The organism is Streptomyces sp. NPDC004752, from assembly GCF_053601275.1.
This window is the reverse complement of record NZ_JBSGBN010000027.1, coordinates 15,733-42,047: the sequence shown is the minus strand read 5'-3', so window position 1 is coordinate 42,047 and position 26,315 is coordinate 15,733. Positions and strand designations below refer to the sequence as shown.

General features: G+C 73.1%; 27 protein-coding genes and 3 pseudogenes. 17 read left to right on the top strand and 13 right to left on the bottom strand.

The genetic code is table 11. The features are described from left to right. Positions 1–362 precede the first annotated feature (362 nt). The 6 genes and pseudogenes from ACWEKM_RS14115 to ACWEKM_RS14090 all read left to right on the top strand — a co-directional run bounded on the left by ACWEKM_RS14115 (position 363) and on the right by ACWEKM_RS14090 (position 6,015). Entirely contained in the window at positions 363–1,583 is a 1,221-nt protein-coding gene (locus ACWEKM_RS14115) for a serine hydrolase domain-containing protein (RefSeq protein WP_451621435.1), read from the top strand. Positions 1,584–1,730: 147 nt separating this feature from the next. Continuing rightward, the gene (locus ACWEKM_RS14110; protein WP_451621434.1) at positions 1,731–2,027 is read left to right on the top strand and encodes a TerD family protein; all 297 of its coding nucleotides are present in this window, start codon (positions 1,731–1,733) and stop codon (positions 2,025–2,027) included. Between the two features lie 79 nt (positions 2,028–2,106). Beyond that, complete coding sequence (locus ACWEKM_RS14105) at positions 2,107–3,066, top strand: threonine/serine dehydratase (protein ID WP_451621433.1); 960 nt, start codon at positions 2,107–2,109, stop codon at positions 3,064–3,066. Positions 3,067–3,307: 241 nt separating this feature from the next. Continuing rightward, positions 3,308–4,918, top strand: coding sequence for a serine/threonine-protein kinase (locus ACWEKM_RS14100; RefSeq protein WP_451621432.1), 1,611 nt, complete (start codon positions 3,308–3,310; stop codon positions 4,916–4,918). A 210-nt stretch (positions 4,919–5,128) separates the two neighbouring features. Then, positions 5,129–5,432, top strand: a pseudogene (locus tag ACWEKM_RS14095) (hypothetical protein); the annotation flags it as partial. Between the two features lie 157 nt (positions 5,433–5,589). Then, positions 5,590–6,015 (top strand): SsgA family sporulation/cell division regulator, encoded by a 426-nt coding sequence (locus tag ACWEKM_RS14090; protein ID WP_451621431.1) that lies wholly within the window; start codon positions 5,590–5,592, stop codon positions 6,013–6,015. Positions 6,016–6,032: 17 nt separating this feature from the next. Here the strand turns inward: ACWEKM_RS14090 and ACWEKM_RS14085 are convergent, their stop codons facing one another. The 4 genes from ACWEKM_RS14085 to ACWEKM_RS14070 form a co-directional block, all read right to left on the bottom strand. Further along, positions 6,033–6,518, bottom strand: coding sequence for a DUF6328 family protein (locus ACWEKM_RS14085; RefSeq protein ID WP_451621430.1), 486 nt, complete (start codon positions 6,516–6,518; stop codon positions 6,033–6,035). Between the two features lie 46 nt (positions 6,519–6,564). Then, complete coding sequence (locus ACWEKM_RS14080) at positions 6,565–6,741, bottom strand: hypothetical protein (RefSeq protein ID WP_451621429.1); 177 nt, start codon at positions 6,739–6,741, stop codon at positions 6,565–6,567. 242 nt (positions 6,742–6,983) lie between these two features. Then, positions 6,984–7,676, bottom strand: coding sequence for a ribonuclease H family protein (locus tag ACWEKM_RS14075; protein WP_451621428.1), 693 nt, complete (start codon positions 7,674–7,676; stop codon positions 6,984–6,986). Between the two features lie 34 nt (positions 7,677–7,710). Beyond that, on the bottom strand, positions 7,711–8,505 hold the full coding sequence (locus ACWEKM_RS14070; RefSeq protein ID WP_451621427.1) for a VOC family protein: 795 nt from the start codon (positions 8,503–8,505) through the stop codon (positions 7,711–7,713). A 180-nt stretch (positions 8,506–8,685) separates the two neighbouring features. On the opposite strand from ACWEKM_RS14070, the gene ACWEKM_RS14065 reads away from it, so the two are divergent. After that, positions 8,686–9,693 (top strand): zinc-binding alcohol dehydrogenase family protein, encoded by a 1,008-nt coding sequence (locus ACWEKM_RS14065; RefSeq protein ID WP_451621462.1) that lies wholly within the window; start codon positions 8,686–8,688, stop codon positions 9,691–9,693. 227 nt (positions 9,694–9,920) lie between these two features. Then, positions 9,921–10,205 (top strand): annotated as a pseudogene (locus tag ACWEKM_RS14060) (Crp/Fnr family transcriptional regulator); the annotation flags it as partial. Between the two features lie 186 nt (positions 10,206–10,391). Here the strand turns inward: ACWEKM_RS14060 and ACWEKM_RS14055 are convergent. After that, positions 10,392–10,874, bottom strand: coding sequence for a VOC family protein (locus ACWEKM_RS14055; RefSeq protein ID WP_451621426.1), 483 nt, complete (start codon positions 10,872–10,874; stop codon positions 10,392–10,394). 363 nt (positions 10,875–11,237) lie between these two features. Beyond that, complete coding sequence (locus ACWEKM_RS14050; RefSeq protein ID WP_451621425.1) at positions 11,238–11,615, bottom strand: helix-turn-helix domain-containing protein; 378 nt, start codon at positions 11,613–11,615, stop codon at positions 11,238–11,240. Positions 11,616–11,749: 134 nt separating this feature from the next. Between ACWEKM_RS14050 and ACWEKM_RS14045 the strand changes: the two genes are divergently transcribed. Both ACWEKM_RS14045 and ACWEKM_RS14040 read left to right on the top strand, forming a co-directional pair. Further along, positions 11,750–12,307 carry a class I SAM-dependent methyltransferase gene (locus ACWEKM_RS14045; protein WP_451621424.1) on the top strand — a complete coding sequence of 186 codons (558 nt, stop codon included), beginning with the start codon at positions 11,750–11,752 and terminating at the stop codon, positions 12,305–12,307. A gap of 282 nt (positions 12,308–12,589) precedes the next feature. Continuing rightward, positions 12,590–13,474: an RNA polymerase sigma factor SigF gene (locus ACWEKM_RS14040; protein ID WP_451621423.1), complete on the top strand. Its 885-nt coding sequence runs from the start codon at positions 12,590–12,592 to the stop codon at positions 13,472–13,474. A 177-nt stretch (positions 13,475–13,651) separates the two neighbouring features. On the opposite strand, the gene ACWEKM_RS14035 is transcribed toward ACWEKM_RS14040, so the two are convergent. Then, positions 13,652–14,104, bottom strand: coding sequence for an ATP-binding protein (locus tag ACWEKM_RS14035; RefSeq protein ID WP_451621422.1), 453 nt, complete (start codon positions 14,102–14,104; stop codon positions 13,652–13,654). 166 nt (positions 14,105–14,270) lie between these two features. Next, positions 14,271–15,281: a helix-turn-helix transcriptional regulator gene (locus tag ACWEKM_RS14030; protein WP_451621421.1), complete on the bottom strand. Its 1,011-nt coding sequence runs from the start codon at positions 15,279–15,281 to the stop codon at positions 14,271–14,273. A 162-nt stretch (positions 15,282–15,443) separates the two neighbouring features. On the opposite strand from ACWEKM_RS14030, the gene ACWEKM_RS14025 reads away from it, so the two are divergent. The 3 genes from ACWEKM_RS14025 to ACWEKM_RS14015 all read left to right on the top strand — a co-directional run bounded on the left by ACWEKM_RS14025 (position 15,444) and on the right by ACWEKM_RS14015 (position 18,381). Beyond that, a complete protein-coding gene (locus ACWEKM_RS14025) occupies positions 15,444–15,866 on the top strand; it encodes a VOC family protein (protein WP_451621420.1) in 423 nt (140 codons plus the stop codon). 14 nt (positions 15,867–15,880) lie between these two features. Further along, a complete protein-coding gene (locus ACWEKM_RS14020; RefSeq protein WP_451621419.1) occupies positions 15,881–16,984 on the top strand; it encodes a winged helix DNA-binding domain-containing protein in 1,104 nt (367 codons plus the stop codon). A 110-nt stretch (positions 16,985–17,094) separates the two neighbouring features. Beyond that, positions 17,095–18,381, top strand: a complete 1,287-nt coding sequence (locus ACWEKM_RS14015) for a streptophobe family protein (protein ID WP_451621418.1) — start codon at positions 17,095–17,097, stop codon at positions 18,379–18,381. Positions 18,382–18,886: 505 nt separating this feature from the next. Here the strand turns inward: ACWEKM_RS14015 and ACWEKM_RS14010 are convergent. Together ACWEKM_RS14010 and mgrA are read right to left on the bottom strand one after the other, a co-directional pair. Next, positions 18,887–19,297, bottom strand: coding sequence for a hypothetical protein (locus ACWEKM_RS14010; RefSeq protein WP_451621461.1), 411 nt, complete (start codon positions 19,295–19,297; stop codon positions 18,887–18,889). Between the two features lie 375 nt (positions 19,298–19,672). Then, positions 19,673–20,659 (bottom strand): L-glyceraldehyde 3-phosphate reductase, encoded by a 987-nt coding sequence (gene mgrA, locus ACWEKM_RS14005; RefSeq protein ID WP_451621417.1) that lies wholly within the window; start codon positions 20,657–20,659, stop codon positions 19,673–19,675. Positions 20,660–20,766: 107 nt separating this feature from the next. On the opposite strand from mgrA, the gene ACWEKM_RS14000 reads away from it, so the two are divergent. Together ACWEKM_RS14000 and ACWEKM_RS13995 are read left to right on the top strand one after the other, a co-directional pair. Next, entirely contained in the window at positions 20,767–21,681 is a 915-nt protein-coding gene (locus ACWEKM_RS14000) for a LysR substrate-binding domain-containing protein (protein WP_451621416.1), read from the top strand. 440 nt (positions 21,682–22,121) lie between these two features. Then, complete coding sequence (locus tag ACWEKM_RS13995; RefSeq protein ID WP_451621415.1) at positions 22,122–22,637, top strand: mycothiol transferase; 516 nt, start codon at positions 22,122–22,124, stop codon at positions 22,635–22,637. 55 nt (positions 22,638–22,692) lie between these two features. Here ACWEKM_RS13995 and ACWEKM_RS13990 read toward each other — a convergent pair whose 3' ends face one another. The 3 genes from ACWEKM_RS13990 to ACWEKM_RS13980 all read right to left on the bottom strand — a co-directional run bounded on the left by ACWEKM_RS13990 (position 22,693) and on the right by ACWEKM_RS13980 (position 24,587). Further along, positions 22,693–23,133: a VOC family protein gene (locus ACWEKM_RS13990; protein ID WP_451621414.1), complete on the bottom strand. Its 441-nt coding sequence runs from the start codon at positions 23,131–23,133 to the stop codon at positions 22,693–22,695. 156 nt (positions 23,134–23,289) lie between these two features. Continuing rightward, entirely contained in the window at positions 23,290–24,219 is a 930-nt protein-coding gene (locus ACWEKM_RS13985) for a M48 family metalloprotease (RefSeq protein WP_451621413.1), read from the bottom strand. Then, complete coding sequence (locus ACWEKM_RS13980) at positions 24,216–24,587, bottom strand: BlaI/MecI/CopY family transcriptional regulator (RefSeq protein ID WP_451621412.1); 372 nt, start codon at positions 24,585–24,587, stop codon at positions 24,216–24,218. Before ACWEKM_RS13980 ends, ACWEKM_RS13985 begins: the two co-directional genes overlap by 4 nt. A 281-nt stretch (positions 24,588–24,868) precedes the next feature. On the opposite strand from ACWEKM_RS13980, the gene ACWEKM_RS13975 reads away from it, so the two are divergent. Together ACWEKM_RS13975 and ACWEKM_RS13970 are read left to right on the top strand one after the other, a co-directional pair. After that, positions 24,869–25,909 (top strand): acyl-CoA dehydrogenase family protein, encoded by a 1,041-nt coding sequence (locus tag ACWEKM_RS13975; protein ID WP_451621411.1) that lies wholly within the window; start codon positions 24,869–24,871, stop codon positions 25,907–25,909. A 153-nt stretch (positions 25,910–26,062) separates the two neighbouring features. After that, positions 26,063–26,251: pseudogene (locus ACWEKM_RS13970) on the top strand (deoxyribodipyrimidine photo-lyase); the annotation flags it as partial. Between the last annotated feature and the right edge of the window lie 64 nt (positions 26,252–26,315).

Sequence of the window (26,315 nt, the reverse complement as noted above, 5' to 3'; positions counted from 1 at the left end):
GGCAACGAGCAGGACCGGCGTCGGCTCGGCCGTCGAGGCGAGCACCCTCCTGATCGTGCGCTCCGTGAGCGGTACACGGGGGGCCGACGCGTATCCGGCAGCGCGGATCGGTCAGCACACCGCTGATTTCGTCGCCGGTCACTTTCCACCTTCACACCGATGAACAAGGCCCGTCCGCCATCGGACCAGGTCGGCCCGGCGGGCCGCCTCCTGCCCAGCCGTCGGAGGAAACCGCCACCGGGTGAACGGCGGCCCACCTGCTGTGTGTCAGCCGCGCTGACGTGACGGCGCGAGAGAAGGTTGCCTCGCCCGCACCCGGGCGATGTCACGCCGAATCATCACAGATGGGAGTGGAGAACCGGATGATCTCAGCAACGGTGGGCCAAGGCGCGGTACTCGGAGCGGTGACCCTGTCGCTGCTCGGCGTGCCCGCGCAGGCCGCGCCCGGCCAGGTCCGCGCCGAGGCGGCGGCCGCACTGCCGGCCCCGGACACCGCGGCACTGCGCAACGTGCTCCGCTCGGCGGTGACGCAGGGCGCCCCCGGCGCCATGGCCCGGATCGACGACCACGGATCCGTGTACTCGGCGGCGCAGGGCTTCGCCGACCGGGGCACCCAGCGGGCCATCGCCGCCACCGACCGCTTCCGCGTCGGCAGTGTCACCAAGACCTTCTCGGCCGTCGTGCTGCTGCAACTGGTGGACGAGCGCAAGCTGGACCTCGACGCGTCCGTCAACCGCTACCTGCCCGGCCTGCTGCCCGACGACCGGATCACGGTGCGGCACCTGCTGAGCCACCGCAGCGGCCTGTACGACTACACCAACGACCTGTTCGCGCAGACCGTCTCCGGCTTCGAGTCGGTGCGCAACAAGGTCTACACCTACCGCCAGTTGGTGAACCTCTCCCTGAAGAAGGGGCGCACCAACGCGCCGGGCGCCGCCTACTCCTACTCGAACACCAACTTCGTGGTGGCCGGGATGCTGATCGAGAAGCTCACCGGGCAGTCGGTGCGCGCCGCGTACGAGAACCGCGTCTTCAAGCCGCTGAAGCTGAGCGACACCTCCTATGTGCACCCCGACGTCAAGATCCCGGGCCGCTACGCCCGTGGCTACCTCACCCCCGACACGGCCGGGGCGGCCCTGATCGACTCGACCGAGCAGACCGTCTCCTGGGCGCAGAGCGCGGGCGCCATCATCTCCACCCCTCGGGACCTCAACACCTTCCTGTCCGCGCTCGCGGGCGGCAAGCTCCTCTCGCCCGCCGCGCTCGCGGAGATGGAGCGCTTCACGAAGGTGAACAGCACGACGGCGTACGGCCTCGGGCTGCGCCGCCGCGACCTGTCCTGCGGCGTCTCGGTCCATGGCCACACCGGCGTCGTCCAGGGCTACTACACCTACGCCTTCACCAGCAAGGACGGCCGACGCAGCGTCACCGCGCTCGCCAACACCTCCAACAACACCGAGGTGCTCAACACGATGGCGGGCACGCTGGAGTCGGCGTTCTGCGGGAAGCAGGCGAATCCGAAGCGGGCCAAGGCGGTCTTCGAGCGCACCGAGGACATCGCCCCGTCGGTGGTGCGTCGCTGAGCGACCCGCGGCAACCATCGCGCGCCGCCCAGGCCGGGAGCCACGCCGACTTCGTCTTCTCCAACCAGCCGACCGCCCCGGGCGTCCGGCTGAACGGCGGCGCGCTGAGCGTGGAACCGGCCCGGCTGCGCCCGCGGGCCGTCCGGGTTGCTGCCGGCCGAGCCGTACCGCCGGGACGCCACCTGGAGACTCCGGGCGATCGGGCAGCGGTACGCCGACGGACTGGCCGGACTCGCCCGGGACTTCGGGGTGGAGATGACCGTGGAGATGACCGATGACGACCCGGCGCCCCTTCCCCCTCCCCCACCCCGGCCGCTCGCGGACCCCGGCCCGCCGCCTCCCGCGTACCCGGCGAACCCGTCGCCGCCTCCCCCGCGCTGTGCGTTGCGCGTTGCGCGGCCTGCCGGGCTCCTGCTGGGCCTTGATCGGTTCAAACGGAGTTGACCTGCCCGGTGTCCCCGGGCGAGGGTGCCTGTCGGCGCGGTGTTCCTCACCCTCAACCGCGCCGGAAAGGGTGACAGCCTTGATCGGCATCCCGGACATCGAAGCCGCGGCGCGCAGCATCGCCGGGCACCTCGTACGCACCCCGACCGTGCCGAGTCCCGGCCTGTCCGCGCTGCTCGGCGCCCCGGTCACCGCGAAGCTCGAACTGCTCCAGCGCACCGGCTCGTTCAAGGCGCGCGGCGCCACGGCGAAGCTGCTGTCGCTGAGCGAGGCCGAGCGTACGGCCGGAGCGGTCGCGGTCAGCGGCGGCAACCACGGCGTCGCCCTCGCGGTGATGGCCGCCGCCCTTGAGGTGAAGGCCACGGTCGTCATGCCGGAAACAGCGCCCGCGCGCTCGATCGCGATCGCGCAGGAGGCCGGGGCGACGGTGCGGCTGACCGACGGCATGGACAGCGCGTTCGCGCTGGTCAAGCAGTTGCGGGACGAGGGGCTGACCCTGGTCCACCCGTTCGACGACCCCCTCGTGATCGCCGCGCAGGGCACGGTCGGGCTGGAGTTCACGGACGACGCCGACGAGCTGACCGACGTGATCGTCAGTGTCGGCGGCGGAGGACTGATCGCCGGGGTGGCCGCGGCGCTGCGCGCCCGGCGGCCGGGCGTGCGGGTGTGGGGCGTGGAGACGGAGGGCGCCCAGGCCATGTCCGAGGCGCTGGCCGCGGGCGGGCCGGTGCCGGTCGCACTGTCGTCGGTGGTCACCACGCTGAGCGCCCCGTCCGTGTCCCAGTTGACCTACGACCATGTCGCCGCGCTGGTCGAGGAGGTCCTCGTGGTCCCCGACCGGGAGGCCGTGCGGGGCTGTCTCGACCTCGCCGAGCACGCGAAGGTGTGGGCGGAACCGGCCGCCGGTTGTCTGCTGCCCGCGGCCCGTCGGGTGCTGGAGCGAGTGGGCGGCGGCGCGCGGCTCGGGCTGGTGGTGTGCGGGGGCAACGCGACGCCCGGGGAGGTCATGGCCTGGACGGAGCGGTTCGAGCTGCGCTGACGGGCAGCCCGGCACCACGTCACCTGCCGCCAGCCGCCGTCCGCCGTCCGCCGTCCGCCGTCCGCCGTCCGCCGTCCGCCTGCGGGACAGCCCTCGCTGACCCTCCGTTCTCCCGAAGACCCGGGCCACGCCGACAGGTTGAACAAAAGGCGGGAATCGTCCCGGAGTTGCCGCTTCTTTGAACACTCCGTGTCGCGCCCCGCGTACTCCTGGAAAAGACGGCGCAGGGGTTCAGCGAGGGATGGCCATGGCCAAGACACACGTCCGCGCGCACGAGTGGGTGGCCGGACGGTACCGGCTCCTGGAGGTCGTCCAGCGCGGGACCAACCGTGTCTGCTGGTACGCGGAGGACGCGGAGACGGGGCGGCCCCGTCTGGTGACCCGGGTGGAGCTCCCGGCGGGCAGGACGCGGGAGACCGGGCGGCGGACCGCCGCCCGCGTGCTGCGCAGCTCGGAGGTCATGACGCGGCTCCGCCCCGGCCGGGTCGCCACGGTCCTCGACGCGGTCGAGGAGGCGGGCGCGCTGTGGACGGTCGCCGAGTGGATCGACGGCACGCCGCTGGACGAGTTCCTCGCCCGGCAGGGCGCGCTCGCCCACCCGCGGGCGGCCCGGATCGGCCTGGAACTGCTCGACGTGCTGGAGGCCGCGCACCGCGAGGGCGTCACCCACGGCGAACTCAGTCCCGGCCAGGTCTTCGTCCGCGACGAGGGCCCGGTCGTGGTCACGGGGTTCGGCTGGGCGGGCGCCACCCTCGCCCCGCGGGTCACCGCGCCGTCGTACGCCTCCCCCGAGCAGGCTCGCGACCAGCGGATCGGCCCGGCCGCCGACCTGTGGGCGCTCGGCGCCATCCTCTACACCATGACCGAGGGCCGGCCGCCGTTCCGCGACCGGGGCGGGCCCGAGGCCACGCTCCGGGGCGTGGACCGACTGCCGCCGCTTACACCGCTGCGCGCCGGCCCGCTGACCCCGGCGGTGCACGGGCTGCTGCGCAAGGAGTCCCAGGAGCGGCTGTCGCGGTCCCTGGTCCGCGAGGCCCTGACCCGTGTGCTCGCCGAGGACTCGGGGGACGGTCCGCCGACCGGTTCCGGGTCCCGGCCGCGGGTCGGCCGTGGCTGGGGCGGACGGACCGTGGCCGCGGGAACCGCGCTGGCCGTCGTGACCGTGTCCGGGGCCGTCCTGTACGCGACCCGGGGCCTGCCCGGCAGCGAATCCGCCGCGTCCGCACCACCGCCCCGGACGTCCGCCGCGGCCACTCCGACCGACTCCTCGCCCCCGGCCGCGCCCACCCCCTCCCCGACCGCTTCGGCTCCCTCCCCGACCGCTTCGGCTCCCTCCCCGACCGCCTCGGCCACCGCGCCGGCCGCCCCCGGCGGGGACCGCCTGCCGAACGGCTACCGCGGTCACACCGCCCCGGAGGGCTTCACCGTGGCGCTGCCCGACGGCTGGAAGCGGCTGCGCACCGCGCGCGGGGGCGACCTCTCGTACCGTGTCACCTACGGTCCGGGCGGATCCGACCCGCGCACCCTGTCCGTCACCTACAGCGAGCGTCTCGGCCCGGACCCGGTCGCCGTCTGGCGGGACGACGTCCAGCCCGGCCTGGAGCGGCTCGGCGGCTTCCGGCGGATCGGCACCATCCGGGCGACCACGTACCAGGGGTACGAGGCCGCCGACATGGAGTGGCTCTCGGGCACCGGAAGCGAACGGCTGCGCACCTTCGGCCGGGGCTTCCTGATCGGCGGCCACCGCGGCTACTCGCTGCGGTTCACGACCGCGGACGGCGCCTGGGACTCCGCGGACAGCCGGTCCGCCCTCGACACCTTCCTGCGCACGTTCCGGGTGCCGAAGAACTGAGCGGCCGCCCGAAGACGACCTCGCCGCGGCAGCCCGGCACAGCAGCGTCAGCGGATCGATACGGGCTGCCGTTCCGCGCCCGTGCCGTCCGGGGCAGGCCCATCGTGCCACGCCGTCGGGAGAGTTCTCTGTGCCCCTGCTGATCGCCCCGGCCGGGACGTCCGCCGAGTCCGCGCCGTCCCCGCGCCCCTGTCGCCTCTCACCCCTGTCGCCCCCTCCGGGTTCGTCCCGCACTTCGCGGCGCTCGCCCCGGGCCGGGAGGTCGGGCTGCCAGCTGCCGACGCCCGGCGGTCCTCCTACCTCTCCCGCTCCGGCGCCGCCTCGGAGCGCGGCGGCGCCGTCGCGAACGCCGCCGAGGCGCAGGGCATCCGGTCGACCAAGGCCCTCGAAGCCGCCGAGAACCCACCGCGCTGCGCGCCCCGATCCTCGCCCCCGCGCCCGAACCGCCCGTGCGGCGCGCACCGCGCTGCTCCACCGGCTGGGTGAAGGCCCGTACCCGCAGGCCGAGTTGGCGGACCGCGGGCGGGCCGGTCACGGTGCGCCGGGAGGCCGAGCGGCAGCTGTCCCGACGCGCTGCGCGGGCCACCGGGAAATCGGGCCGGCGACTGAGCAACTCGCGCTCCACAGGGGTACTGGAGGGCGCTACGTCGACCGTCCTGGGAGGCCCTGACGTGAAACCCTGTGTGCACAAGACCCTGGTGGTGCAGCTCCGGGCGGGCGGCACGGACCGTTTTCCCGTGCTCGCCCATCTGACCTACGACGTCGGCGACCCGTTCGCCGTCACGGCGGTGTTCGGGCACGACGGTCATGTCCTGGCCCGGTGGCGGCTGGACCGCGAGATGCTCGCCGAGGGCCTGCGCGGGCCGGTGGGCGTGGGCGACGTACGGCTGCGGCCGGTGGCCACCGGGGTGTGGCAGGAGCTGCGCATCGACCTCCTCGGCGATCTCAAGCCCGACGGCGGCCGGCATCAGGCGGTGGTGTTCGCGTGGGCGCCGACGATCGCCGCGTTCCTGCGGGAGACTCGCGAGGCCGTGCCGCCGGGGCGGGAGGTGGTGCCGGTCGACGACATCCTGGCCGAGATCCTCGCTGCGGGGTGACGGCATCGAGCCCCGGCTCAGCGCGTGGTGTGACGGCGGCGCACCCACAACGGCACCAGATACCAGCACAGGACGTACCAGACCACCACCACGGCCACCAGCCACGCCACAGCGGGGTCCTTCGTGGCCACCCGGAGGATCAGCAGCAGCGAGGCGGCCATGGTGGCCAGCAGCAGGAACAGGCCGACGAAGGTGAGCCGGGACGCCCAGTGCACCGCCCGGGGTTTCACGCGTCGCCCCGAGACCAGGCGGTGCAGCGAGACCGGTCCGATGAGGGCGCCGGTGGAGCAGGCGCCGAGCACGACGGTGACGATGTAGATGACCCGGTCGGCGGGGGCCAGGTGGTCGTACTTGGCGCTGAAGACGACGGTGAGCAGGAAGCCGAACAGGATCTGCACGCCCGTCTGGGCGACGCGGACCTCCTGGATGAGTTCGCTCCACATCCGGTCGGCCCGTTCCTCGTCGGTCTCGTCGCGCCCCGTCCGGCTGCCCGCCTGCGTCATGCGATGCGGGTAACCGCCGCGCCGGTCGTTCAAACGGCGGATGCCCCTACCAGCGGTCCTCCAGGTCCTCCACCTGGGCCTTCATCCGGTGGTCGTGATCCGGTGGTCGTGCAGGTCCCGGATCGCGGCGTGGCCCTGCGCGGACCGGGACGGACGGCGGTTCGGCCGCGTGGGCGCGGGCGGGCCGGTCGGGTGTGCGGGCGCCCGGGATCACGGTGGTCACGCCGGGCTGTTCGACGATCCGGCGCAGTGCGAGGTGGTCAGGTCCCGTAGGCGCGCGACCCCGTCGCTCGAGCGGACCGGGCGGTGCCCGACGGCACGCGCCGACTCCAGTCCGTGCGCCCCGTGTTGGGGCACAGGTCGCTCGACGTGTTCCGGCAGCCGGGACCTGAGCCCCTACGCTCCCTTGCGCCACACCGGACCTACACCCCCCTGCACCACACCGGGAGTGCGGCGCGCGTCCGGTCATGCCTCGGCGGTACGGCATTCCGGGTGGCCCCAGCCCTGGGCGTTCTTGGCGATGGGCTCGCCGGCCGCGTAGGGGCGGCCGCACACACAGCGGCCGGGGAACTTGGCCTTGATGGTGCGCGCGGAGGAGCCGCCGCCGGTCCGGCGGGGTGCCTTGCGCCGGGGCCCCGCGGACGCCGGGGTGTCGGGCGACGGCGGCGGCTTGGGCGAGCCGAGGGCGCTGCCCGCCGGTTCCTGGGCGGAGGCCGCCTGGCTGGCCGCCCGGTCGGCGAAGTCGTTCAGCGGGTCGCCGTCGACCTGGTGGGCGGGGACGTAGCGGAACTCGACGGAGCGGCCTTCGAGCAGCTCGTCGATGCGCACCACCAGGTCCTGGTTGGCCACGGGCTTGCCGGCCGCCGTCCGCCAGCCGTTGCGTTTCCAGCCGGGCAGCCAGGTGGTGACGGCCTTCATCGCGTACTGCGAGTCCATCCGGACCTCCAGCGGCAGCCCGGGGTCGGTCGCCGCCAGCAGCCGTTCCAGAGCGGTCAGTTCGGCGACGTTGTTGGTGGCCCTGCCGAGCGGTCCCGCCGCCCAGCGGGCGGGCGCCTCCGTTTCGTCGGACACCACCCAGGCCCAGCCCGCCGGGCCGGGGTTTCCCTTCGAAGCCCCGTCGCACGCGGCCACCACACGTTCACGCATGGGCACGATCATGCCATGGCCGTGCGCGCCGTCCGTCCGGGGCCGGTCAGACGTCCCTGACGGGCGGCATCTCGCCCTGGGTGGTGGCGGTGTCGATCACCGAGAAGTTCGCGCCCTGCGGGTCGGTGATCGCCGCGAACCGACCGAACGGGCTGCTCATGGGCCCGAAGCGGAGGATGCCGCCCAGCTCGGCGGCCGTGGCCACGGCCGCGTCGCAGTCGGCGACGTTGAAGTAGACGTTGATGTACGAGGGCACTTCGGGCGGGAAGTCGTCCGTCATCTTCATGCGGCCGAGCACGGTCGTCCCGCCCAGGTCGAACACCCGGAAGTCGACGGCGTCGTCCTCGATCCGCTTGGCCCGGTAGGAGAAGACCGCGGAGAAGAACGCGTCCGTCTTCTCGGGTTCGCGGGTGAAGACCTCGGCCCAGCAGTAGGCGCCGGGCACGGCCGTGGCCGCAAATCCCTCGTGGCTGCCCGGCTGCCACACGCCGAACAGGGCGCCGCTGGGCTCGCGGGCCAGGCACACGGTGCCGAAGGTGCCGACCTGCATCGGCTCCATCAGGACCTCGCCGCCGTTGTCGCGGATCCGGGCGGCGCTCGCGGCGGCGTCGGCCGAGGCGAAGTACAGACACCACTGCGAGGGGGCGTCCTGGCCGGGCATGGGCGGTACGACGGCCGCCACCGCCTTGCCGTTCGCGTATGCCTGGGTGTAGTCGCCGTACTCCGGCGACGCCTCGCCGAAGGTCCAGCCGAGGACGTCGCCGTAGAAGGTCTTGGCGCCCTCGACATCGTTGAACATCGCATCGGCCCAACAAGGGGTTCCCTCGGGTGGTACGGCCATGGACCGGCCCTCTCACGTGTGACGCACTGTCCGCGTTTCCAGCGGTTCCACGCTAGCCATCCCGGCCGGGGCCCGCGCGCCGAACGGGCGGAGCTGCCCGAGACTGGAAGCGGCGGGCGGGGGACGGTGGGCTGCGACGGGACGGGGCACGGCATGACGGACTCGACGGCGGCAGGGACGATGCGGGCGTGGTCGGTGACCGTTCCGGGGCCGGTGGAGGGGGAGCCCCTCCGGCTCGTGGAGCGGCCGGTGCCGGTCTTCGGGGACGACGAGCTGCTGGTGCGGGTGCGTGTCTGCGGGGTGTGCCGCACGGACCTGCATGTCGCCGAGGGGGACCTGCCGGTGCACCGGGCCGGGGTGACACCCGGGCACGAGGTGGTGGGCGAGGTCGCCGGGGCGGGCGCGGCCGTCGAGGGCTTCGCCGTGGGCGATCGGGTCGGCGTGGCCTGGCTGCGGCGCACCGACGGCAGCTGCGCCTACTGCCGGCGGGGCGCGGAGAACCTGTGCCGGCGCTCGGAGTACACCGGCTGGGACGCCGACGGCGGTTACGCGCAGTACACGACCGTGCCGGCCGCGTTCGCCTACCGGCTGCCGGACGCCGTGCAGGACGTGGCGCTGGCTCCGCTGCTGTGCGCCGGCATCATCGGCTACCGCGCGCTGCGGCGGGCCGCGCTGCCGCCGGGCGGCCGGCTCGGGCTGTACGGCTTCGGGGGCAGCGCGCATCTGTGTGCCCAGGTGGCGCTCGCCCAGGGGGCCACCGTGCACGTGCTGACCCGCGGCGCGCCGGCCCGGCGGCTCGCCCTCGACCTGGGTGCCGCCTCGGCGCGCGACGCGTACGACGCGCCGCCCGAACCCCTGGACTCCGCCGTCCTGTTCGCCCCGGTCGGCGATCTGGTGCCGGTCGCGCTGCGGGCGCTCGACCGGGGCGGTGTGCTGTCCGTCGCGGGCATCCATCTCAGCGATGTGCCGGCGCTGCGTTACGAGACCGACCTGTTCTACGAGAAGGAACTGCGCAGCGTCACCTCCAACACCCGTGCGGACGGACGGGAGTTCCTGGACCTGGCCGCGCGGCACGGCATCCGTGCGACGACCCACCCCTATCCGCTGTCGCGTGCCCCGCAGGCGCTCAGAGACCTCAAGTCCGGGCGCTTCGACGGGGCGGCGGTGCTGGTCAACGACTTCTCCTGAGCCCAAACGCGCCGCGGTCACCGGGCGCGGAGGCGGCCGGGCGGCGCGCGGCCGATCCGCCTCGCGCCGTGTGCCGCAGCCGACGGGTTTGCTCATCCGAGGCCCGGAAGCGCCCCCTTCGCGCCATCCCCGGCCGTCGCCGCAGCTGTTCGGCTGGATCGAGCACACGGCCAACTCGCACCTCAACGACCGATCCGGTCACCCCTGTTCATCCTGCGGGAGGGAAAGTGTCCACACCGGACAGCGCCACCGGTTCCGCCGTCGACGAACCCGATCCCGATCCCTCGGCCGAGCGGCAGCTCACCAGTCTCGGCACCCGGGCGGCCCGGCAGCTCGCCACGATCACCAAGTCCGAACCGCAGATGCAGGCCATCACCTCGCGCTGGCTGCTGAAGACGCTGCCCTGGGTGGATGTCAGGGGCGGCACCCACCGGGTGAACCGGCGGCTTCAGCTGCGCACCGGCCGCGGCCGGGTGCACTTCGAGTTCGAGCAGAACGGCGCCGACGACATCAGTACCGCAACGGCAGCTTCCGGTACCTGCTGATCGCGGCCGACCGGGTCTGAGCCCCGGCCGCGCCTGATCGTGCCCGGTCCACTCCCCCGGCATGCTGCGCCGCGCGCGGGCGATCGCGCTGGCCGTCGTGGACCGGGCACGGGTTCGAGGGCGCCGGTGCGTGGCCACCGGCCCGGCGGGCGGCTACTCGCCCGCGTACGCCTTCCGCAGCTCGGCGATGTCCAGCTTGCCCATCGTGTGGATGGCCCGGGTGGTGCGGGCCGCCTTCTCCGGTTCGGCGTCGCACAGCATGTCGATGAGCCCCTCCGGGATCACCTGCCAGGAGACGCCGAACTTGTCCTTGAGCCAGCCGCAGGGGCCGGGCGTGCCGCCGTTCTCGGTGAGCCTGGTCCAGTAGTGGTCGACCTCCTCCTGGTCCGCGCAGAGGATCTGGAAGGAGATCGACTCGTTGAAGGTGAACTCCGGGCCGCCGTTGAGGGCGACGAACTTCTGGCCGCCCGCCGTGAACTCGACGGTGAGCACGGAGCCGGCCGGGCCCGGACCGGCGTCGTTGTAGCGGGTGATCCGGCCGATGCCGGAGTTCTTGAAGATCGAGACGTAGTGGTGGGCGGCCGCCTCGGCCTGCCCGTCGAACCAGAGACAGTTGGTGAGTCCGTCGGCGGTCATGGGTACCTCCCGGGGCATGGAACACGGTCGCCAGTACCGACCGTCCGGCGCCACGAAACTCATCGGCGCCTTGACGAATGGTCCAGAGACCCGGGCCCGGCCGCGAGGCCGGTTCTGCATCCGGATCATCCGGATCAGGACGTCCTGGCCCGGCGAGAACATCCGTCACATCGGTCACATCCGTCACATCGGTCACCATCGACGGTGCGACCACGCACGTCGTGCGGGTCCGCTCCCCGGAACCGGACACCACGCCGCCGCTTCGCCGCGAGGGAGGAGCCGGGCCTGCCGGCCGGTGACGTCCGGGCGTTCTTCCGGCAACCGCGCGAGCGGCACGCCGGGGTGACGACCTGGCCCCGCCTGTCAAGCGGCCAGGCACAACCCCCGGGCGGGCGCGGCGGACGGACGGCGGCCGACGGCGGCCTGCCGGGCCAGTTCGTCCTGGGCCTGGGACAGTAGGTCGCCGAGGCCCAGCCCGAGGGCCCGGGCCGCCGCCGCGAGGACCTCGGAGGAGGCTTCCTTGCGCCCGCGTTCGACCTCGGACAGGTACGGCACGGAGATCCGGGCGGCGTCGGCGACATCCCTGAGCGTGCGCTCCTGCGCCTGACGTTCGCGGCGCAGTACGTCCCCGACCAGGTCGCGCCACAGGGGTTCGCCGGGCGCGGGGGCCGGGGTTCCGGGGCGGTCTGCCCGAGGAGACAGGGAGACGACACGGGCATCGTTCGGCATGTGGCTGCTCATCCGGTCAGCCTAGGGATCCCGGGCGATCCGGGAAGGGTCCGGCGTTGCGCCCTGAGTGGAATCGTGGCGGGAAGGAGTCGGAGGACCGTGCTGCGAGACACGTTCGACGAGGCCGCCGAGCTGTACGGGCGGGCGTGGCCCCGCTGTCCGCGGTCCCTGGTGGCGGGCTCGCCCGGCAGGCGGGCATCGGGCCGGGCAACCGGGGGCTGGAGATCGGCACGGGGACGGGCAAGCTCACCATCGACCTGGCCGGGTCGGGCTGCCGGATCACCGCCGTGGAACCGGGCCCGGCGCTCGCCCGTGTCGATAGGCCGGGCGGCAACGCCGTCGCCCGGCGGCAGCTGCCGGCACACCCGTCGGTGAAGGTCGTAGTGGCCGATTTCGAGCGGTGGGAACTGTCGGCCGAGCCGTTCGACGCGGTGGTGTGCGCGACCGCGTTCCACTGGATCGACCCGGCGCTGCGCGTGGTGAAGGCGGCTCGGGCGCTGCGCCCCGGCGGATGCCTCGCCCTGGTCACGACCCACCATGTGGCGGGCGGCGCACAGGAGTTCTTCGAGCGGACGCGGCGGTGCCACGAGCGCCGGGACCTGGCCGCCCCACTGAGTCGACGGCTCGTCCCCGGAGTCAGAAACGACCACGGACTACCGCGAGTTGACCGAGTCACCGAACTTCGGCGAGGTCGCGGTCGGTGACCGGGCGCCGGCCCCGGCCGACTGGCGCGGACTGCCGTGCCGCATCCGCGAGGGCCGCGCCGCCGGGCAACCGCGGTGCGCCGGGGGGCCACCGCCCAATTCACGCCACGCCGTCGTACAGGGACATGCCCCGGTTCACCCCGGGTAGGCGAACCGCGAACTGAGACATGGCTCGCCGGTTCGCGGGTAGCGGAGCCGGCACGACAGGGCACTGGGACCGCGGTCGCGGCACACGGGCCGCGGATCCAAACAACGAACCGTGACTTTCGTGGGGAGAGGGCAATGGACACCGCCGGGATCCGGTCGGAAGCAGTCGTCGAGAAGACCGCCGAGGACGGAGCAGGCGAGTGGTCACTGCCGGGGATCGAGGACCCGGCGTCGGTCGCGCCGCGTGACGCGCGGGAACTGTCACGGCGGTTCTTCCAACGCCTTACCGAACTGGCCGAGGGCACGCCGGAACACCAGTACGCGCGCAACACGCTCATCGAGATGAACATGTCGCTGGTGCGGTTCGCGGCCGGCCGGTTCCGGGGCCGCGGCGACGACATGGAGGACATCGTCCAGACCGGGATGATCGGTCTGATCAAGGCGATCGACCGGTTCGAGCTGTCCCGCGAGGTGGAGTTCACCTCGTTCGCGGTCCCTTACATCGTCGGGGAGATCAAGCGCTTCTTCCGCGACACGACCTGGGCGGTGCACGTGCCGCGGCGGTTGCAGGAGCTGCGGGTCGAACTGGCGAAGGCACGTGAGGAGTTGTCCAGTCGGCTGGACCGCGAGCCGACGGCCGCGGAGTTGGCCGTGCTGATGAACATCTCCGCTGACGAGGTGGTAGAGGGCCAGCTGGCCGCCAACGGGTACAACTCCGCGTCGCTGGACGCGGCGCTCACCGGCGACGGTCCGGAGGACGGCGAGGCGGTCCTCGCCGACTTCATCGGCGTCGAGGAGGAGGGACTGCGGCTCATCGAGGACTTCCACTCCCTGGCCCCGCTGATCGTCGACCTCGGCGAGCGGGACCGGCAGATCCTGCATCTGCGGTTCGTGGAGGAGGCCACCCAGGCGGAGATCGGCGAGCGGCTCGGCTGCTCGCAGATGCATGTCTCGCGCCTGATCAAGCGGGTCATCGCGCGTCTGCGCCGGGGCATGCTGGGCGAACTCGGCTGCGCCTGAGACCGGGACCGCGGGACCGACGACGGGCCCGGCCCGGCCCGGCGGGCGGGGCCCCGCCCGCCGGACTCACGCGCGCGACGTCCTCGGCGGACTCGCGGCTCCGGTGGTCTCGCGGCCCCGGTGGCCTTGCGGGCTCAGCGGACAAACGGGCTCAGCGGACAAGGCGGACTCGCGGGCTCAGCGGGCGAGGGTGAGCAGGGCGCGTACCCGCTTGCCGACGGGTACACGCTCTGCGGTCACCTCGGCGGCCAGCGCGTGCACGATCTCCAGGCCGTGCCGTCCGACGCGTTCGGGGTCACGCGGATAGCGGCTGGGCAGTGCCACGCTGCTGTCGTAGACGGAGACGGCGACCGCCGCGTCGGTGCCCTCCAGCTCCAGGATGTACGGGCCGTTGCTGTGCCGTTCGGCGTTGGTGACCAACTCACTGACCACCAGGAGCAGTTCCTCGTCGGTACGGTCGTCGATGGTGGTCCGCCAGGCGGTTCTGAGCTGTTGGAGGAAGAGCACGGCGAAGGACCGTGCCGCGGCGATGCAGCCCGGCTCGCCGGTGTAGTGCGCCGCCCGCCGAAGCGGTTCCACGGGCACGTCGAAACCAGTCGATATCACTGCCCCGTCCAGGTGCTCGAACATCTGTGTCTTCCTCGGCGGCCGATCCGGCCGGTCACTGCCGCACCCGTGCTCGTACCCCGAGCGGGGCCCCGCAGTCCCGGTCGCGCGTTCGCCGACCGCGCACAGCGGACATCGTGACGGCACTCCGGGACACCTGGAGGGTATCCGGTCCGGGACGGGCCCGATTTCACCCCACCGGGAAACGCGTCGGACCGGTCGCTGGTCCTGTGGTGCGTGCGGCGCGGGCGTAGCGGGCGGCCAGGTCAGTGAATGCCGTGGCCAGTTGGGGTGGTCCGATGACTTCGATATCGGTGTCGAAGCGGCCGATGACGGTGGCCAGTCCGGCCCATGACCAGGAGCCGAGGGTGAGTCGGCAGTGGTGGGGGCCGAGCTCCTCGACGATTCCGTCCTGGGCGAAGGGCGCGACGTCGGCGGCCGGAAGATGGAGGATGACTTCGCCCCGGCAGGGCCAGTCGGTGGTGGTGCCGTCGTTGCCGCGGAATCGGCTGGTGATGAAGGTGGAGACGGTGCCGCCGGGGAGTTCGCGCGGGGCGAAGCGGGGGCCGGTGGGTGTGCGGGGCCGGATGCGGTCGACGCGGAAGATGCGCCAGTCCTCGCGGTCGAGGTCCCAGGACACGAGGTACCAGCGATGATGCCAGGTGACCAGGTGGTGGGGTTGTACGCGGCGGAGCATATCGGCCGAGGTGCCCGGGCCCGGGGTGTAGTCGAAGCGCAGTTCCTCGCGGGCGTGGATGGCACGGCTCAGGTCCACCAGGACCTGGATGTCGGCCTGCGGAGTGTCGCGGGCCGCGGGCGGCTCGACGGCGGTGATGCGCAGCAGGTCGATGCGGTGGCGCAGGCGGGGTGGCATGACCTGGCGGAGCGTGGCCAGGGCGCGGGTGGCGTCTTCGGCGACGGTGGTTCCGGTGGCTGCGGTCTGCAGCGCGACGGCCAGCGCGACCGCCTGCCCGTCGTCGAACAGCATGGGTGGCATGTGGGCGCCGGCCTCCAGGCGGTAGCCGCCGGCCGGTCCCTTGACGGTCGTGATCAGGTAGCCGAGTTCGCGCAGGCGGTCGATGTCACGGCGCACGGTGCGCGAGCTGATGTCGAGACGCTCGGCGAGAGCCTCGCCGGACCAGTCACGGTGCGCCTGAAGCAGTGAGAGCAGCATGAGCAGCCGGGAGGAGGTCTTGTGCATGCGAGCCATTTTCACCGCAGTACAGGACACAACCTGTCCGCTACCTCCGCCATGGTGGCACACGAGCCGTTCGGGAGGCATCGCTCCAGGTCACGGCAGCCGCCACCACCAGGGCTTGGACGGTCGGCGGCGTACTCGTCACATCTAGGCAAGGAACAGGGCATGTCCGTCACGACCACCACCCACCTGAACTTCCGGGGCACCGCACGTGAGGCGCTGGACTTCTACCGGTCCGTCTTCGGCGGACGTACTGTCGCGGTCACCTACAAGGACGCGGGCGCCGTGCAGAACGAGAGCGAGGCGGACTGGGTGATGTGGGGCGAGGTGGCCGGCGCCAACGGCTTCCACGTCATGGCCTACGACGTGCCCTCGCAGCTGCCCTGGAACCAGGGCGAGAACCCGTTCTTCGTCTCCGTACGCGGTGACGACGCCGAGGAGATCAGCGCCCTGTGGGACAGGCTCGCCGACGGCTCGACCATCGTGCGTCCGCTGGAACCCGCGCCGTGGGCGCCGCTGTACGGCATGCTCACCGACCGCTTCGGGGTCACCTGGGTGCTGGACGTCACCGCCCCCTACAACGGCTGAACCGGCCGACCGACATGCCTGCGCCGACCGTCCTCGACAGCCGCGCCCTCAACCGCGCCACCCTCGCCCGCCAGCACCTGCTCACGCGCACCGACACATCCGTGCCCGAGGCGGTGGCCCACTTGTGCGGACTGCAGGCGCAAGAGCCCCAGGAACCGTTCATCGGGCTGTGGTCCCGCCTTGCCGACTTCAAGCCCGAGCAACTGGACGATGCTCTGACCGGCCGCACCATGGTGCGTACCCACCTGATGCGCCGCACCGTCCACCTCGTCACCTCCGACGACGCGCTCGCCTGGCGAGCCCGCCATGACGCCATGCTGCGCCGGCGAGTGCTGGGCACCTACCGGCGCGAACTGGCCGGCATCGACCTGGACGAGGTCGCCGCCGCCGGCCGTGCGGCCATGGCCGACCAGCAGCCCCGCACCATGCGCGAGCTCGTACAGGCCCTCGAAGACCGCTGGCCCAGCCCACCGCACCGTGTCCTGGGCGAGCTGCTGGTCGCGGCCCTCATCCCCATGGCCCAACTCCCGCCCCGCGGCCTCTGGCACCAGAGGGCCGGCGTACGCAATCTGCCGTTGGCCACCTGGCTGGAACGGGACATCGACCCCCTGCCCGCCGGGGACGGCGATCCCGTCGGACAGCAACTGCTGCGCCGCTATCTCGCCGCCTACGGGCCCGCCGCCGGTGCGGACCTACGCGCCTGGTGCGGCCTCGCCGGGCTTCCCACCGCCATCAAAGCCGCCCGGGAAGGACTCGTCGTCTTCCGCGACGAACGCGGCCGCGAACTGCTCGATCTGCCCGACGCACCCCGCCCCCACCCCGACACTCCGGCCCCCGTCCGGTTCCTACCGGCCTTCGACAATGCCATCCTCGGCTACCACGACCGCGGCCGCATCATCGACGCCCCCCACCTCGGTCTGTCCGTCGCAGGGCACCGCACGGTCCTTGTCGACGGACGCGTCACCGCCACCTGGACCGTGCACGACCAGCACCTTCGTATCAGTCCTCTCCGCCCCCTCACCGCCCTGGAACAAGAAGCCGTCCGCGCCGAAGCCCAGGACTTGATCACCTTCCTTGACGAGGGCATCGATCACGTCCGCCTCGACACCGAAACCTGACGATCATGCCCTCGGTTCCCGACTTGTGTCGTCGTCGGTGACAGCGAAACCAACAACGCGGACGGACCTGTGAAGGGGCGGGCGGCCCCGGCGCTGCTTAGCGTGGCAGCGTGAGCCCCACCACCCTCGCCGACCGGGCCGTCCGCCGCCACGGCTGGCCCCAGGCCGTGGCCGCGGTGCTGGCGGGGCTCGCCGCCATGCTGGGGGTGGCCGCGCTCGGCCTGTGGGCGGCCGGGGCCGCGGGGCTCGGGGGCGGCGCGTTCGCCCGGATCGTCGTGGCCACCGTGGTGACGGCGGTCGGCGGCACGGTCGAGCTGTCCGGGAACGCTGGGGTGTTCGCGCAGACCCGGGCGGGGCTGGCGGTGATCCCGCTGTCGGTCACCCTGGTCGGGGTGCTCGTGATCGCCGCGGCGTTCCTGCGTCCGCTGCGGCACCGGGCGGTCGCCGACGCCGGGGAGCTGGCCGGGTGGGCCGCCCGGGTCGCGGTGCTGTGGCTGCTCGCGCTGGTCGGCCTGGCCCTGGCCGCCCGCCACACCTTCGCCGTCGACCTCCGCAACGGCACACTCAACGAACTCACCGGCCTGTTCGGCGCGGCGCCGACGCTCGGGTTCACCACGGACGTGCCGCTGACGGTGCTGTTCGGGCTGCTGTGGCTGGCCGGGGTGCTGATGCTGGCGCTGCTGGTGTCGTACGCGCCGCCGCTGCCCGGCCGGCTGTTGCGATTCCAGGAGGCGGCACGACCTGCCACGTCCGCCGCCGTCACGCTGCTGCTCGCGTACGTCGTGCTGGGTGCGCTGGCCGCGTTGGTGACGGCGGCCACGCGCGGGCACGCCGCGCAGACCTTCGCGGTGCTCCTGCTGGGACTGCCGAACCTGGCCTGGCTCGCGCTGACCCTCGGTCTCGGAGCAACCTGGCACGGCCGGGTGGACGGCCCGTTCGGGCTGCCCCTGCCGCACATCCTGGACGAGGTGCTGCGCACCCCGGACGTCTCCATGCTGAACCTGCGCACCCTCGCCGAGCACGACGGCAGGGCGTGGTGGTTGCTGGTCGCCGCCGTGGTGCTGGTGCCGGCCGCCGCGTTCTTGACGGCGGCACGGTCACCGGCCCGCACACCGGCCTGGCGGCACGCGCTGTACTTCGGCGTGGCGCTCGCGGCGGCGGTGTCGATGATCTGTCTCGTCGGCCGAATCTCGGCGCACTACGGCCTGTCCGTGCTGGGCATCGGTGACCTGAGCGGCGGGCTGTCCGGCGAGCTGCTGCTGCGCCCCGAACCGTGGCCGACGGTCGCCCTCGCGGCGCTGTGGGGGCTGGCCGCCGGGTTCCTCGGCGGACTGCTGGCCCGTCCGGTACGGCAGCGGGGCCAGGCCGGGCGGGTGCGCCGCGGGTGGAGGCGGTGACGCGGGCCGACCGAGCGGGGGTCCGCGCCGACCGGTCCCGTCCGACTCGGGTGTCGCCGTCCGTGCCACGACACGGGTCGGTTCATGGCACCGGGCGGCGGGTGGTCCGGGTGCTCACGGTCGGTGGCGTGGCCGGGTGGGGTCGGGTGGGGTCGGGCATCTGCCAGGCGGAGAGCCCGGGCTGGGGGACGACATGGGTGGGCCGGAATCCGGAGCCGGTCATCGCGCACCGCCCGCTTCCGCGCCCCGGCGGGCCCGGGCCGGTGCGCGGCCGCGGAGCCGGAAACCGGCACGGCACGGCACGGCCGGGGTGCGCGGGCGCGCCTCATCAGTGGGCCGTGCCGCCCGTCCGGGACCGATTCGGGACCGGTTCGGGACCGGTTCGGGCGCCGAAGAGGGGAGCACCCGCTCCGCCATGCCCGGAATTCTCCGATTCCCCGCCCCGACATGTACGACCGTCAGGTCGAGGCGTGGCAGGAACGTGGCCGGCGGTCGCTGTCGCGTGTCAGGCGACGGGCAGGACGAGGGCCGGGAGGGTGCGCTGCATCCGCAGGGCGTCGACGGACTCGGCGAGCAGTTCGTACTCCGTGGTGTCGTCACTCGCGGCGATCCGCACCAGCCGCCCGCCCGCCAACTCGTCGGCCACCAGCTCCTGTTGGACGTCGTCGGCACACCAGGCGCGGAGCACGCCGGGCACGTCCGGCACGTTCTCCGCCACCGGGACGAGGGCGCCGCGCGGGAAGTTCGGGTTCTCGGGGCTCGGATCGAGGCGTTCGGCGATCCAGAACGCCCGGTCACGCAGCCACCACAGGGCGAGGGCCAGGGTGGGCGCACGGTAGGTGCCCAGCGGTACGCCGATGCGCTGTCCGTCGCACGCCCCGTACGCCGTGACATGGCACAGGAATTCGTCGTGCACGATCACCTACCCGTCGCCTCGCGTCCGTGCCGGCTGGTCCTCGCTCTCCGTGCGGCTCGTATGCGGTGAAGTGCCCCTGACGTACGAGTATCTTCACTACTGAAACACTGTCACCATGGCATTCCGGCCACTCTCCTGGCATATTCCGCGCTCACACATGGCCGGAATGCGCCCGCCGACGCGGTGCCGCCGTCATGAACCGAGCCGACTCCGACGTGGTCATGCTGGACGAGGAGGGCCGGACCACCCGGGCCCTGGGCTTCCTGGACCGCGTGCCCGCCGTGGCCTGACGGCCCGGTGGCCGGCGCCGCACGGCGGTGGGCACCGTATGGCGATGGGTGCCGCACGGCGGCGGGCGCCGGCTCCGGGATGTCCCTACGCGGTGACGATCGCGTCGATCCGGGCCAGCTCGTCCGCGTCGAAGTCCAGGTTGCGGACGGTGGCGACGCTGTCCTCGATCTGCTGCGGGCTGCTCGCGCCGACGAGCGCGGAAGTCACCCGGCCGCCGCGCAGCACCCAGGCGAGGGCGAGCTGGGCCAGGGTCTGACCGCGGCCCTTGGCGATCTCGTCGAGGGCGCGCAGCTTGCCGACCAGCTCCGGCGTCACCGATTCCGCCAGGAAACTGTCGCTCGCCGCCCGCGAGCCCTCGGGGATGCCGTCGAGGTAACGGGCGGTGAGCAGGCCCTGCGCCAGCGGGGAGTAGACGATCGAGCCGACCTCCAGCTCGTCCAGGGCGTCCAGCAGTCCCTCGTCCTCGGGGCGGCGGTCGAGCATCGAGTACCGCGGCTGGTGGATGAGCAGCGGGGTGCCCAGCTCGCCCAGGATGCGGGCGGCCTCGCGGGTCTGCTCGGCCGAGTAGTTGGAGACACCCACGTACAGGGCCTTGCCCTGCTGGACCGCGGAGTGCAGCGCGCCCATCGTCTCCTCCAGGGGAGTCTCCGGGTCGTGGCGGTGCGAGTAGAAGACGTCGACGTACTCCAGGCCCATCCGCGCAAGGCTCTGGTCGAGCGAGGAGAGCAGATACTTGCGCGAACCCCACTCGCCGTACGGGCCGGGCCACATCAGATAGCCGGCCTTGGTGGAGATGACGAGTTCGTCACGGTACGCCCTGAAATCCGCCGTCAGGGCCTCCCCGAGGGCGGACTCGGCGGCGCCGGCCGGCGGGCCGTAGTTGTTGGCCAGATCGAAGTGGGTGACCCCGAGATCGAAGGCGCGGCGCAGGATGGCGCGCTGGGTCTGTACCGGACGGTCGGGGCCGAAGTTGTGCCACAGACCGAGGGACAGGGCGGGGAGCTTCAGGCCGCTGCGTCCGGTACGCCGGTAGGGCATGTCGGCGTAGCGGTCGGGGTGTGCGGTGTACAACGCGACTCCAGAGGGGTTGGCACACGGTCGCTCCCACTCTTCCCCGGCCCACGGGCAGTGGTCCAACAGGAGAATCCGATGGAATTCAGCGGTTAGGCTTCTCAATCATGGAACTGCGTCACCTCCAGCATTTCGTCGCGGTCGCCGAGGACCAGCACTTCACCCGGGCCGCGGAGCGGCTGATGGTGTCCCAGTCCGGTCTTTCGGCGTCGATCCGGGCACTGGAGCGCGAGCTGCGGGCTCCGCTGTTCGTGCGCACCACCCGCCGGGTGACGCTGACGGAGGCGGGGCGCGCGCTCTTGGCCGAGGCGGAACGGATCCTCGCCCAGGTGCGGTCCGCGCACGAGGCGGTCGCGGCCGTGCAGGGCGTGCTGCGCGGGACGCTGGCGCTGGGCACCGAGCAGTGCATCGCCGGGGTGGATGTGCCGGGACTGCTGGCCGCGTTCCGGCGGCGCCACCCGGACGTGGAGATCCTGCTGCGACAGGCGGGCTCGGGCGCGCTGGCCGAGGACGTCGCGGCCGGCCGGCTCGACCTGGCCTTCGCCTACCGCACCCAGGACGACACGGACCAGTTGCGCTCGGCGGCGCTGACCAGCGAGCCGATGACCGTGCTGTGCCATCCCAGCCACCGGCTGGCCACGGCCGGGGCGGCACTGGTCCCGGCCGACGTCGGCGGCGAGGTCTTCGTCGACTTCCACCCGGACTGGGGGCCGCGCCGCACCACCGACGGCGTGTTCGCCGCGGCGGGGGTCCGCCGTGCGGTCTCGCTGGAGGTCAACGACGTACACAGTCTGCTGGACCTGGTCGACCAGAACCTGGGGATCGCCGCCGTACCCCGCCACTTCCGGCACAAGCGGCCCTCGCTCACCGCGCTCCCGCTGAAGGGCACCGGCGAGACGGAGTACGAGACGGTCGCGCTGCTGCCGCCCGAGCGAGCCACCAGCCCGGCGGCCCGGGCGCTGATGACCCTGCTGGAGACGGGAGACCTGGCACCACCCCAGGACGGCGCCCACCCCTGCTGACGACGCCCGCGCCCCTGCTGACCGCGCCCGCCCGCCGCGGACCCGTGCCCGCTCCCCACGACACGCGGCACGGCGGGGTTCGCGACGGCGGGCCCGCTCACGGGAGGAGAGAGACGGACCATCGGGCAACAGCGCGGAACCGTCACCTGACTGATCGTCACCGTCCTTTCCCTCAGCACACGTTCACCTGGCGGTGGGGCGGGTCGGCCCCATGGTCCGGGGACCGCGAAGCGCGAACGCCGGAACACCGGAACGCCGGTCTGCATCGGGACCGCGTGCGGCGGCGGACACCGGACGACCAGCAACAGGCGTCCGGGCCTTCTCCACCGCGCTCATACGAGCCGTCGACCCGGGTCCGTCCGCCGCAGCGGATACCGCCGGGCTTCCACGGAAGCCGGGTTCCAGGCGCAGGACGGCGGGCGATGCGCGATGGTGGACGTATGCATGCCCGGGACATCCTCATCGACGGCTACGGCCGTATCCGAGAAGAAGTCCATGCCGCCCTCGACGGCCTCGGACCGGACGAGCTGAACGGCCGTCCGGGCGCGGACGCCAACTCGGTCGCCTGGCTGGTCTGGCACCTCACCCGAATCCAGGACGACCATGTCGCCGACGCCTTCGACCTAGACCAGGTGTGGCTGGCCCAGGGCTGGGAGAAGCGATTCGGCCTGGATCTGCCGCGCCGTGACACCGGCTACGGCCACAGCGCGGCGAAGGTCGCCAAGGTCCGGGTCGACTCGGCCGACCTGCTGACCGGGTACTACGACGCCGTGCACGAGCAGACCCTCGACTTGCTGCGCGAACTGCCCGCCAAGGACCTCGAACGGGTCGTGGACGAGCGCTGGGACCCGCCCGTCACCCTGGGCGTCCGACTGGTCAGCGTGCTGTCGGACGACCTCCAGCACGTCGGGCAGGCCGCCTATGTGCGGGGACTGCTGCCCAGCACGGCGGCATGACCCGGCAGGACCACGTCCTCGATGAGCGCCCCGCGCTCGTCGATGCCGGGCGCGGTCACGCGGATGTGTCCTCGGGCAGGCGATGCGGTTCCGGCGGGCCGGGTCGGACGGCGGGCTGGAGCAGGTCCCAGCGATTGCCGTACCGGTCCTGGAAGACGGCGACAGTGCCGTACGGCTCGTGCCGCGGCTCCTCCAGGAAGGTCACGTCGGCGGCGCGCATCCGGGCGTGGTCGCGGGCGAAGTCGTCGGTGTGCAGGAAGAAGCCGACCCGGCCGCCGGTCTGGTCCCCGATCCGGGCGCGCTGCGCCGCGTCCTTCGCGCGGGCCAGCAGCAGCCCGGTGCCGTGCTGCTCCGGGCCCGGCGCGACGACGACCCAGCGTGAGCCGTCGGGCCGGGGAGTGTCCTCGACGAGCCGGAAGCCGAGGGCCCGGGTGTAGAAGGCGATCGCCTCGTCGTAGTCGTCGACGACGAGGGTGACCAGGGCGACGCGTCTCATCGGGGCCTCTCGGTGGGGTGGGCGGGGGCCGAGGTTATGCGTAAAACCTGGTGGACACCAGCCATCCTCGGCAGCCGGTCGGAGACTTGAGGTCGGCCCGGAACCGGAGGGGGAGCCGGGGCCGGGGTCGGGGTCGGGGCCGGGGCCGGGGTCGGGTCAGCGGGTCTCGTCGCCCTGAGCGACCTCCACCCGATGGTGGAAGTCGATCATTCCGGTCCCCGCGGCGACGCTGGAAACGGCGGCGCAGGAGACCAGCAGGACGGCGATCCAGGGGATGGCCCGGCGCGGGACGTGCGGGGCGGACAGGAGGGCCTGGACGCGCCGGGGCACGGGTCCGGTGGTCGCGGCGGGTGCGAAGTCCGGACGGGCGGAGCGGACGCTCTGGCCGGCGAGGGCGGCCCGGGCGATGGCGCGGGCGGTCAGCCGCCGGTCACCGACGGCACCGGCCGCCGCCTCGTCGGCGGCCCGTTCCGCCGCGAGCCGGATGGTCTCGCGGACCGGACGCAACGCGGGGTGGCAGTGCGCGGCCAGTTCGGCGGCGGCGAGGAAGAAGTGGTGGCCGGCCTCGTTGTGCGCCCGTTCGTGGGCGAACAGCGCCTCGCGTTCGGCGGCGTCCAGGCTGCGCAGCATGGCGGTCGTGACGACGATGCGGTGCGGTCGGCCGGGCAGCGCGTAGGCGTCCGGCCGTGGCGAGTCGACCACGCACAGGTCGCCCGCGGCCGGCCGGCGTCCGGCCTCGGTGCGCGCGGTCCGGAAGGCGCGCAGCTGGCGCAGCACCGAGCGTACGAGCGTCCACGCGCACACGGCGAGCACGCCGACCGAGGTCGCGGCGAGCGGCACGACGAGGAGGTCGGAGGCGGTGCGCAGGGGGTGGACCAGCTCGCCCAGCGCGGCGAAGACGGGCAGCTTGAGCAGCCCGGTCAGGACGAACGCGCCGAGCGCGGCCAGGGAACAACCGGCGAGGACGACCGCAGTGACGGTGATCGCCCAGAGTGCCGCGGCGGGCGCGAGCCGATCGAGGACGCGCCGGGCGAGCGCCGGCATGGCGAACGGCAGCAGCAGCGGAAGCAGGAGCAGCGCGGTCATCGCTCACCGGGTTCGAGCAGGTCGCGCAGGACACGTTCGTCGTCCGGGCTGAGCTGGGCGACGAAGCGGGCCAGCACCGTCTCCCGGTCGCTGTCGCGGTCGAGTTCGGTGTGCATACGGCGGGCGGTGAGGCCCTGCGCGTCCTGGACCGGGACGTAGGCGTAGCCGCGGCCCTGGCGGTGCCGGTCCACGACGCCCTTCTCGTGCAGCCGGGACAGGATCGTCGTCACCGTGGTGCGGGCCAGGTCCGCGCCGAGGCTCCGCTGCACCTCACCGGGCGTCTGTGGCCCGTCGGCGGCCCACAGGGCGGCCATGACGCTCGCTTCGAGCTCGCCGGCCGGCCGGCGTTCGTCCTTCGAGTCGGTCATGGAACGTCCCTCAGCCCGTCTGCGGTCCACCGTCCAGCAGACCGTCTACGCGATTGTAGTCAACCGGGCCGCCGTCGTACGGCCCTGCCCGCACGACCATTATGGGTCCACCATGAAAGGCACCCCGGGCCGTGATCGCAAGGAGTGTCTCCCTCCCCCGGCCCCGCACTTCATGACATCCTCCCGGGCACCGGGGCGCCGTGGGGTGTCGGTCACCTGCTACACGCACGGCAGACCCCCGGATCGACACCCCGCTCCACCGGATCGGCAAAATCTCTTCCATGACCATCGCAGCGCATCCGCTCGTCGTCCGCGCCCGCCGCCTCGCTGACGAGTTGCTCGCCCCGGCGGCGGAACGCGTCGACCAGGAGGGCGTGCCCGCGGGTCACATCGAGGCGATCAAGAATGCGGGGCTGCTCGGAGTGGGCGCGCCGGTGGCGTACGGCGGCTCGGCGGCCCCCGCGGCCGTCGTCCGGCGAACCGCGGAGATCCTGGCCGGGGCGTGCTGCTCGACGTGGTTCGTGCAGACCCAGCACCACACTCCGGTGCTCACCCTGGCGAAGAGCGAACGGCCGGTGCGGGAGCGGCTGCTGGGCCCGCTCTCCCGTGGTGAGCTGCTGGCCGGGGTGGCCTACGCCCATCTGCGGGCGCATCCGCGCACCCCGGTACGGGTGACGCGGGAACGCGGCGGCTGGCGGTTCGCGGGCACGGTCCCCTGGTACACCGGGTGGGGACTCAACGACGTCATGCTGCTGGCCGGGGTGACCCACGCCGACGAGGCGCTGTTCGCCTTCACCGAGGCGCGCGAGCAGGCCGGGCTGCGGGCCTCGCCACCGATGCGTCTGGCGGCGCTCACCGCGTCCCGCACGGTGTCGCTGGAGCTCACGGGCCTGTGGCTGCCGGACGAGGCGGTGGCCCTGCGGATGCCGTACCCGCAGTGGGCGGCGACCGACCGGCCGAAGACGCTGAACACGAGCCCGGCGGTGTTCGGCATCGCCGAGGCGGCGCTCGCCCTGCTGGACGAGGACACCGCGGCGCCGCTGCGGGCCCGGCTGTCCGAGGTCCGCGGCCGGGCGTACGCGCTCGCCGACCGGCCCGTGTCGCACGGGCGCCCGGAGGAGCGGCTGGCGGTGCGTGCCGAGGCATACGAGATGCTGCGCACGGCCACCACCGCGGCGGTCGTCGCCGGCGGCGGCCGTGCGATGTCGCTCGCCTCCCCCGCCCAACGGTTCGCCCGCGAGGCCCTGTTCCTCCTGGTCCAGGGCCAGACGGCGGAATCCCGCCGAGCGCACCTGAACACGCTCACCGCGGGACCGGCCTGACCGGACCGCGCCACCGGCACCACGGGAGCGGACACGGCGTCGCGGGGTGCGCGCAGGCCGTGCCAGCGGGCGGGCGGCGGTGGTGCGGGGCAGGGGCACGCGGCGCCACAGGGCACGAACGCGACCTTCGTCTCGTTCACCGCCGATCCGCGTCTGCCCGACCACTCACCGCCGTCGGCCGCGCTGGACGGCCCCCGCCGGGGGGTACCGCTCTTCGTCCGCGACCGCGGGGTGAGCCGGTCCGGGTTCGCCGCGCCCGACCGGCTGGTGTTCCTCGCCGACTGTCTACGACCTGAACGCGGGAGAGCGCGAGCGCGCGGCAGGCGGCTCGTCGTGCGGTCCTGACAGACGTGACTGGCGGCCACAGTCGCGCGGGCCGCCCGACAGCACCGGAGACTGCCGACGC

What these genes read in the sequence shown, in the direction of transcription:
- ACWEKM_RS14115 (WP_451621435.1), top strand. Translation starts at nt 363, where the DNA reads ATGATCTCAGCAACGGTGGGCCAAGGCGCGGTACTCGGAGCGGTGACC.
- ACWEKM_RS14100 (WP_451621432.1), top strand. Translation starts at nt 3,308, where the DNA reads ATGGCCATGGCCAAGACACACGTCCGCGCGCACGAGTGGGTGGCCGGA.
- ACWEKM_RS14085 (WP_451621430.1), bottom strand. Translation starts at nt 6,518, where the DNA reads ATGACGCAGGCGGGCAGCCGGACGGGGCGCGACGAGACCGACGAGGAA.
- ACWEKM_RS14075 (WP_451621428.1), bottom strand. Translation starts at nt 7,676, where the DNA reads ATGATCGTGCCCATGCGTGAACGTGTGGTGGCCGCGTGCGACGGGGCT.
- ACWEKM_RS14070 (WP_451621427.1), bottom strand. Translation starts at nt 8,505, where the DNA reads ATGGCCGTACCACCCGAGGGAACCCCTTGTTGGGCCGATGCGATGTTC.
- ACWEKM_RS14065 (WP_451621462.1), top strand. Translation starts at nt 8,686, where the DNA reads ATGCGGGCGTGGTCGGTGACCGTTCCGGGGCCGGTGGAGGGGGAGCCC.
- ACWEKM_RS14055 (WP_451621426.1), bottom strand. Translation starts at nt 10,874, where the DNA reads ATGACCGCCGACGGACTCACCAACTGTCTCTGGTTCGACGGGCAGGCC.
- ACWEKM_RS14050 (WP_451621425.1), bottom strand. Translation starts at nt 11,615, where the DNA reads ATGAGCAGCCACATGCCGAACGATGCCCGTGTCGTCTCCCTGTCTCCT.
- ACWEKM_RS14040 (WP_451621423.1), top strand. Translation starts at nt 12,590, where the DNA reads ATGGACACCGCCGGGATCCGGTCGGAAGCAGTCGTCGAGAAGACCGCC.
- ACWEKM_RS14035 (WP_451621422.1), bottom strand. Translation starts at nt 14,104, where the DNA reads ATGTTCGAGCACCTGGACGGGGCAGTGATATCGACTGGTTTCGACGTG.
- ACWEKM_RS14030 (WP_451621421.1), bottom strand. Translation starts at nt 15,281, where the DNA reads ATGCACAAGACCTCCTCCCGGCTGCTCATGCTGCTCTCACTGCTTCAG.
- ACWEKM_RS14025 (WP_451621420.1), top strand. Translation starts at nt 15,444, where the DNA reads ATGTCCGTCACGACCACCACCCACCTGAACTTCCGGGGCACCGCACGT.
- ACWEKM_RS14020 (WP_451621419.1), top strand. Translation starts at nt 15,881, where the DNA reads ATGCCTGCGCCGACCGTCCTCGACAGCCGCGCCCTCAACCGCGCCACC.
- ACWEKM_RS14000 (WP_451621416.1), top strand. Translation starts at nt 20,767, where the DNA reads ATGGAACTGCGTCACCTCCAGCATTTCGTCGCGGTCGCCGAGGACCAG.
- ACWEKM_RS13995 (WP_451621415.1), top strand. Translation starts at nt 22,122, where the DNA reads ATGCATGCCCGGGACATCCTCATCGACGGCTACGGCCGTATCCGAGAA.
- ACWEKM_RS13990 (WP_451621414.1), bottom strand. Translation starts at nt 23,133, where the DNA reads ATGAGACGCGTCGCCCTGGTCACCCTCGTCGTCGACGACTACGACGAG.
- ACWEKM_RS13985 (WP_451621413.1), bottom strand. Translation starts at nt 24,219, where the DNA reads ATGACCGCGCTGCTCCTGCTTCCGCTGCTGCTGCCGTTCGCCATGCCG.
- ACWEKM_RS13980 (WP_451621412.1), bottom strand. Translation starts at nt 24,587, where the DNA reads ATGACCGACTCGAAGGACGAACGCCGGCCGGCCGGCGAGCTCGAAGCG.
- ACWEKM_RS13975 (WP_451621411.1), top strand. Translation starts at nt 24,869, where the DNA reads ATGACCATCGCAGCGCATCCGCTCGTCGTCCGCGCCCGCCGCCTCGCT.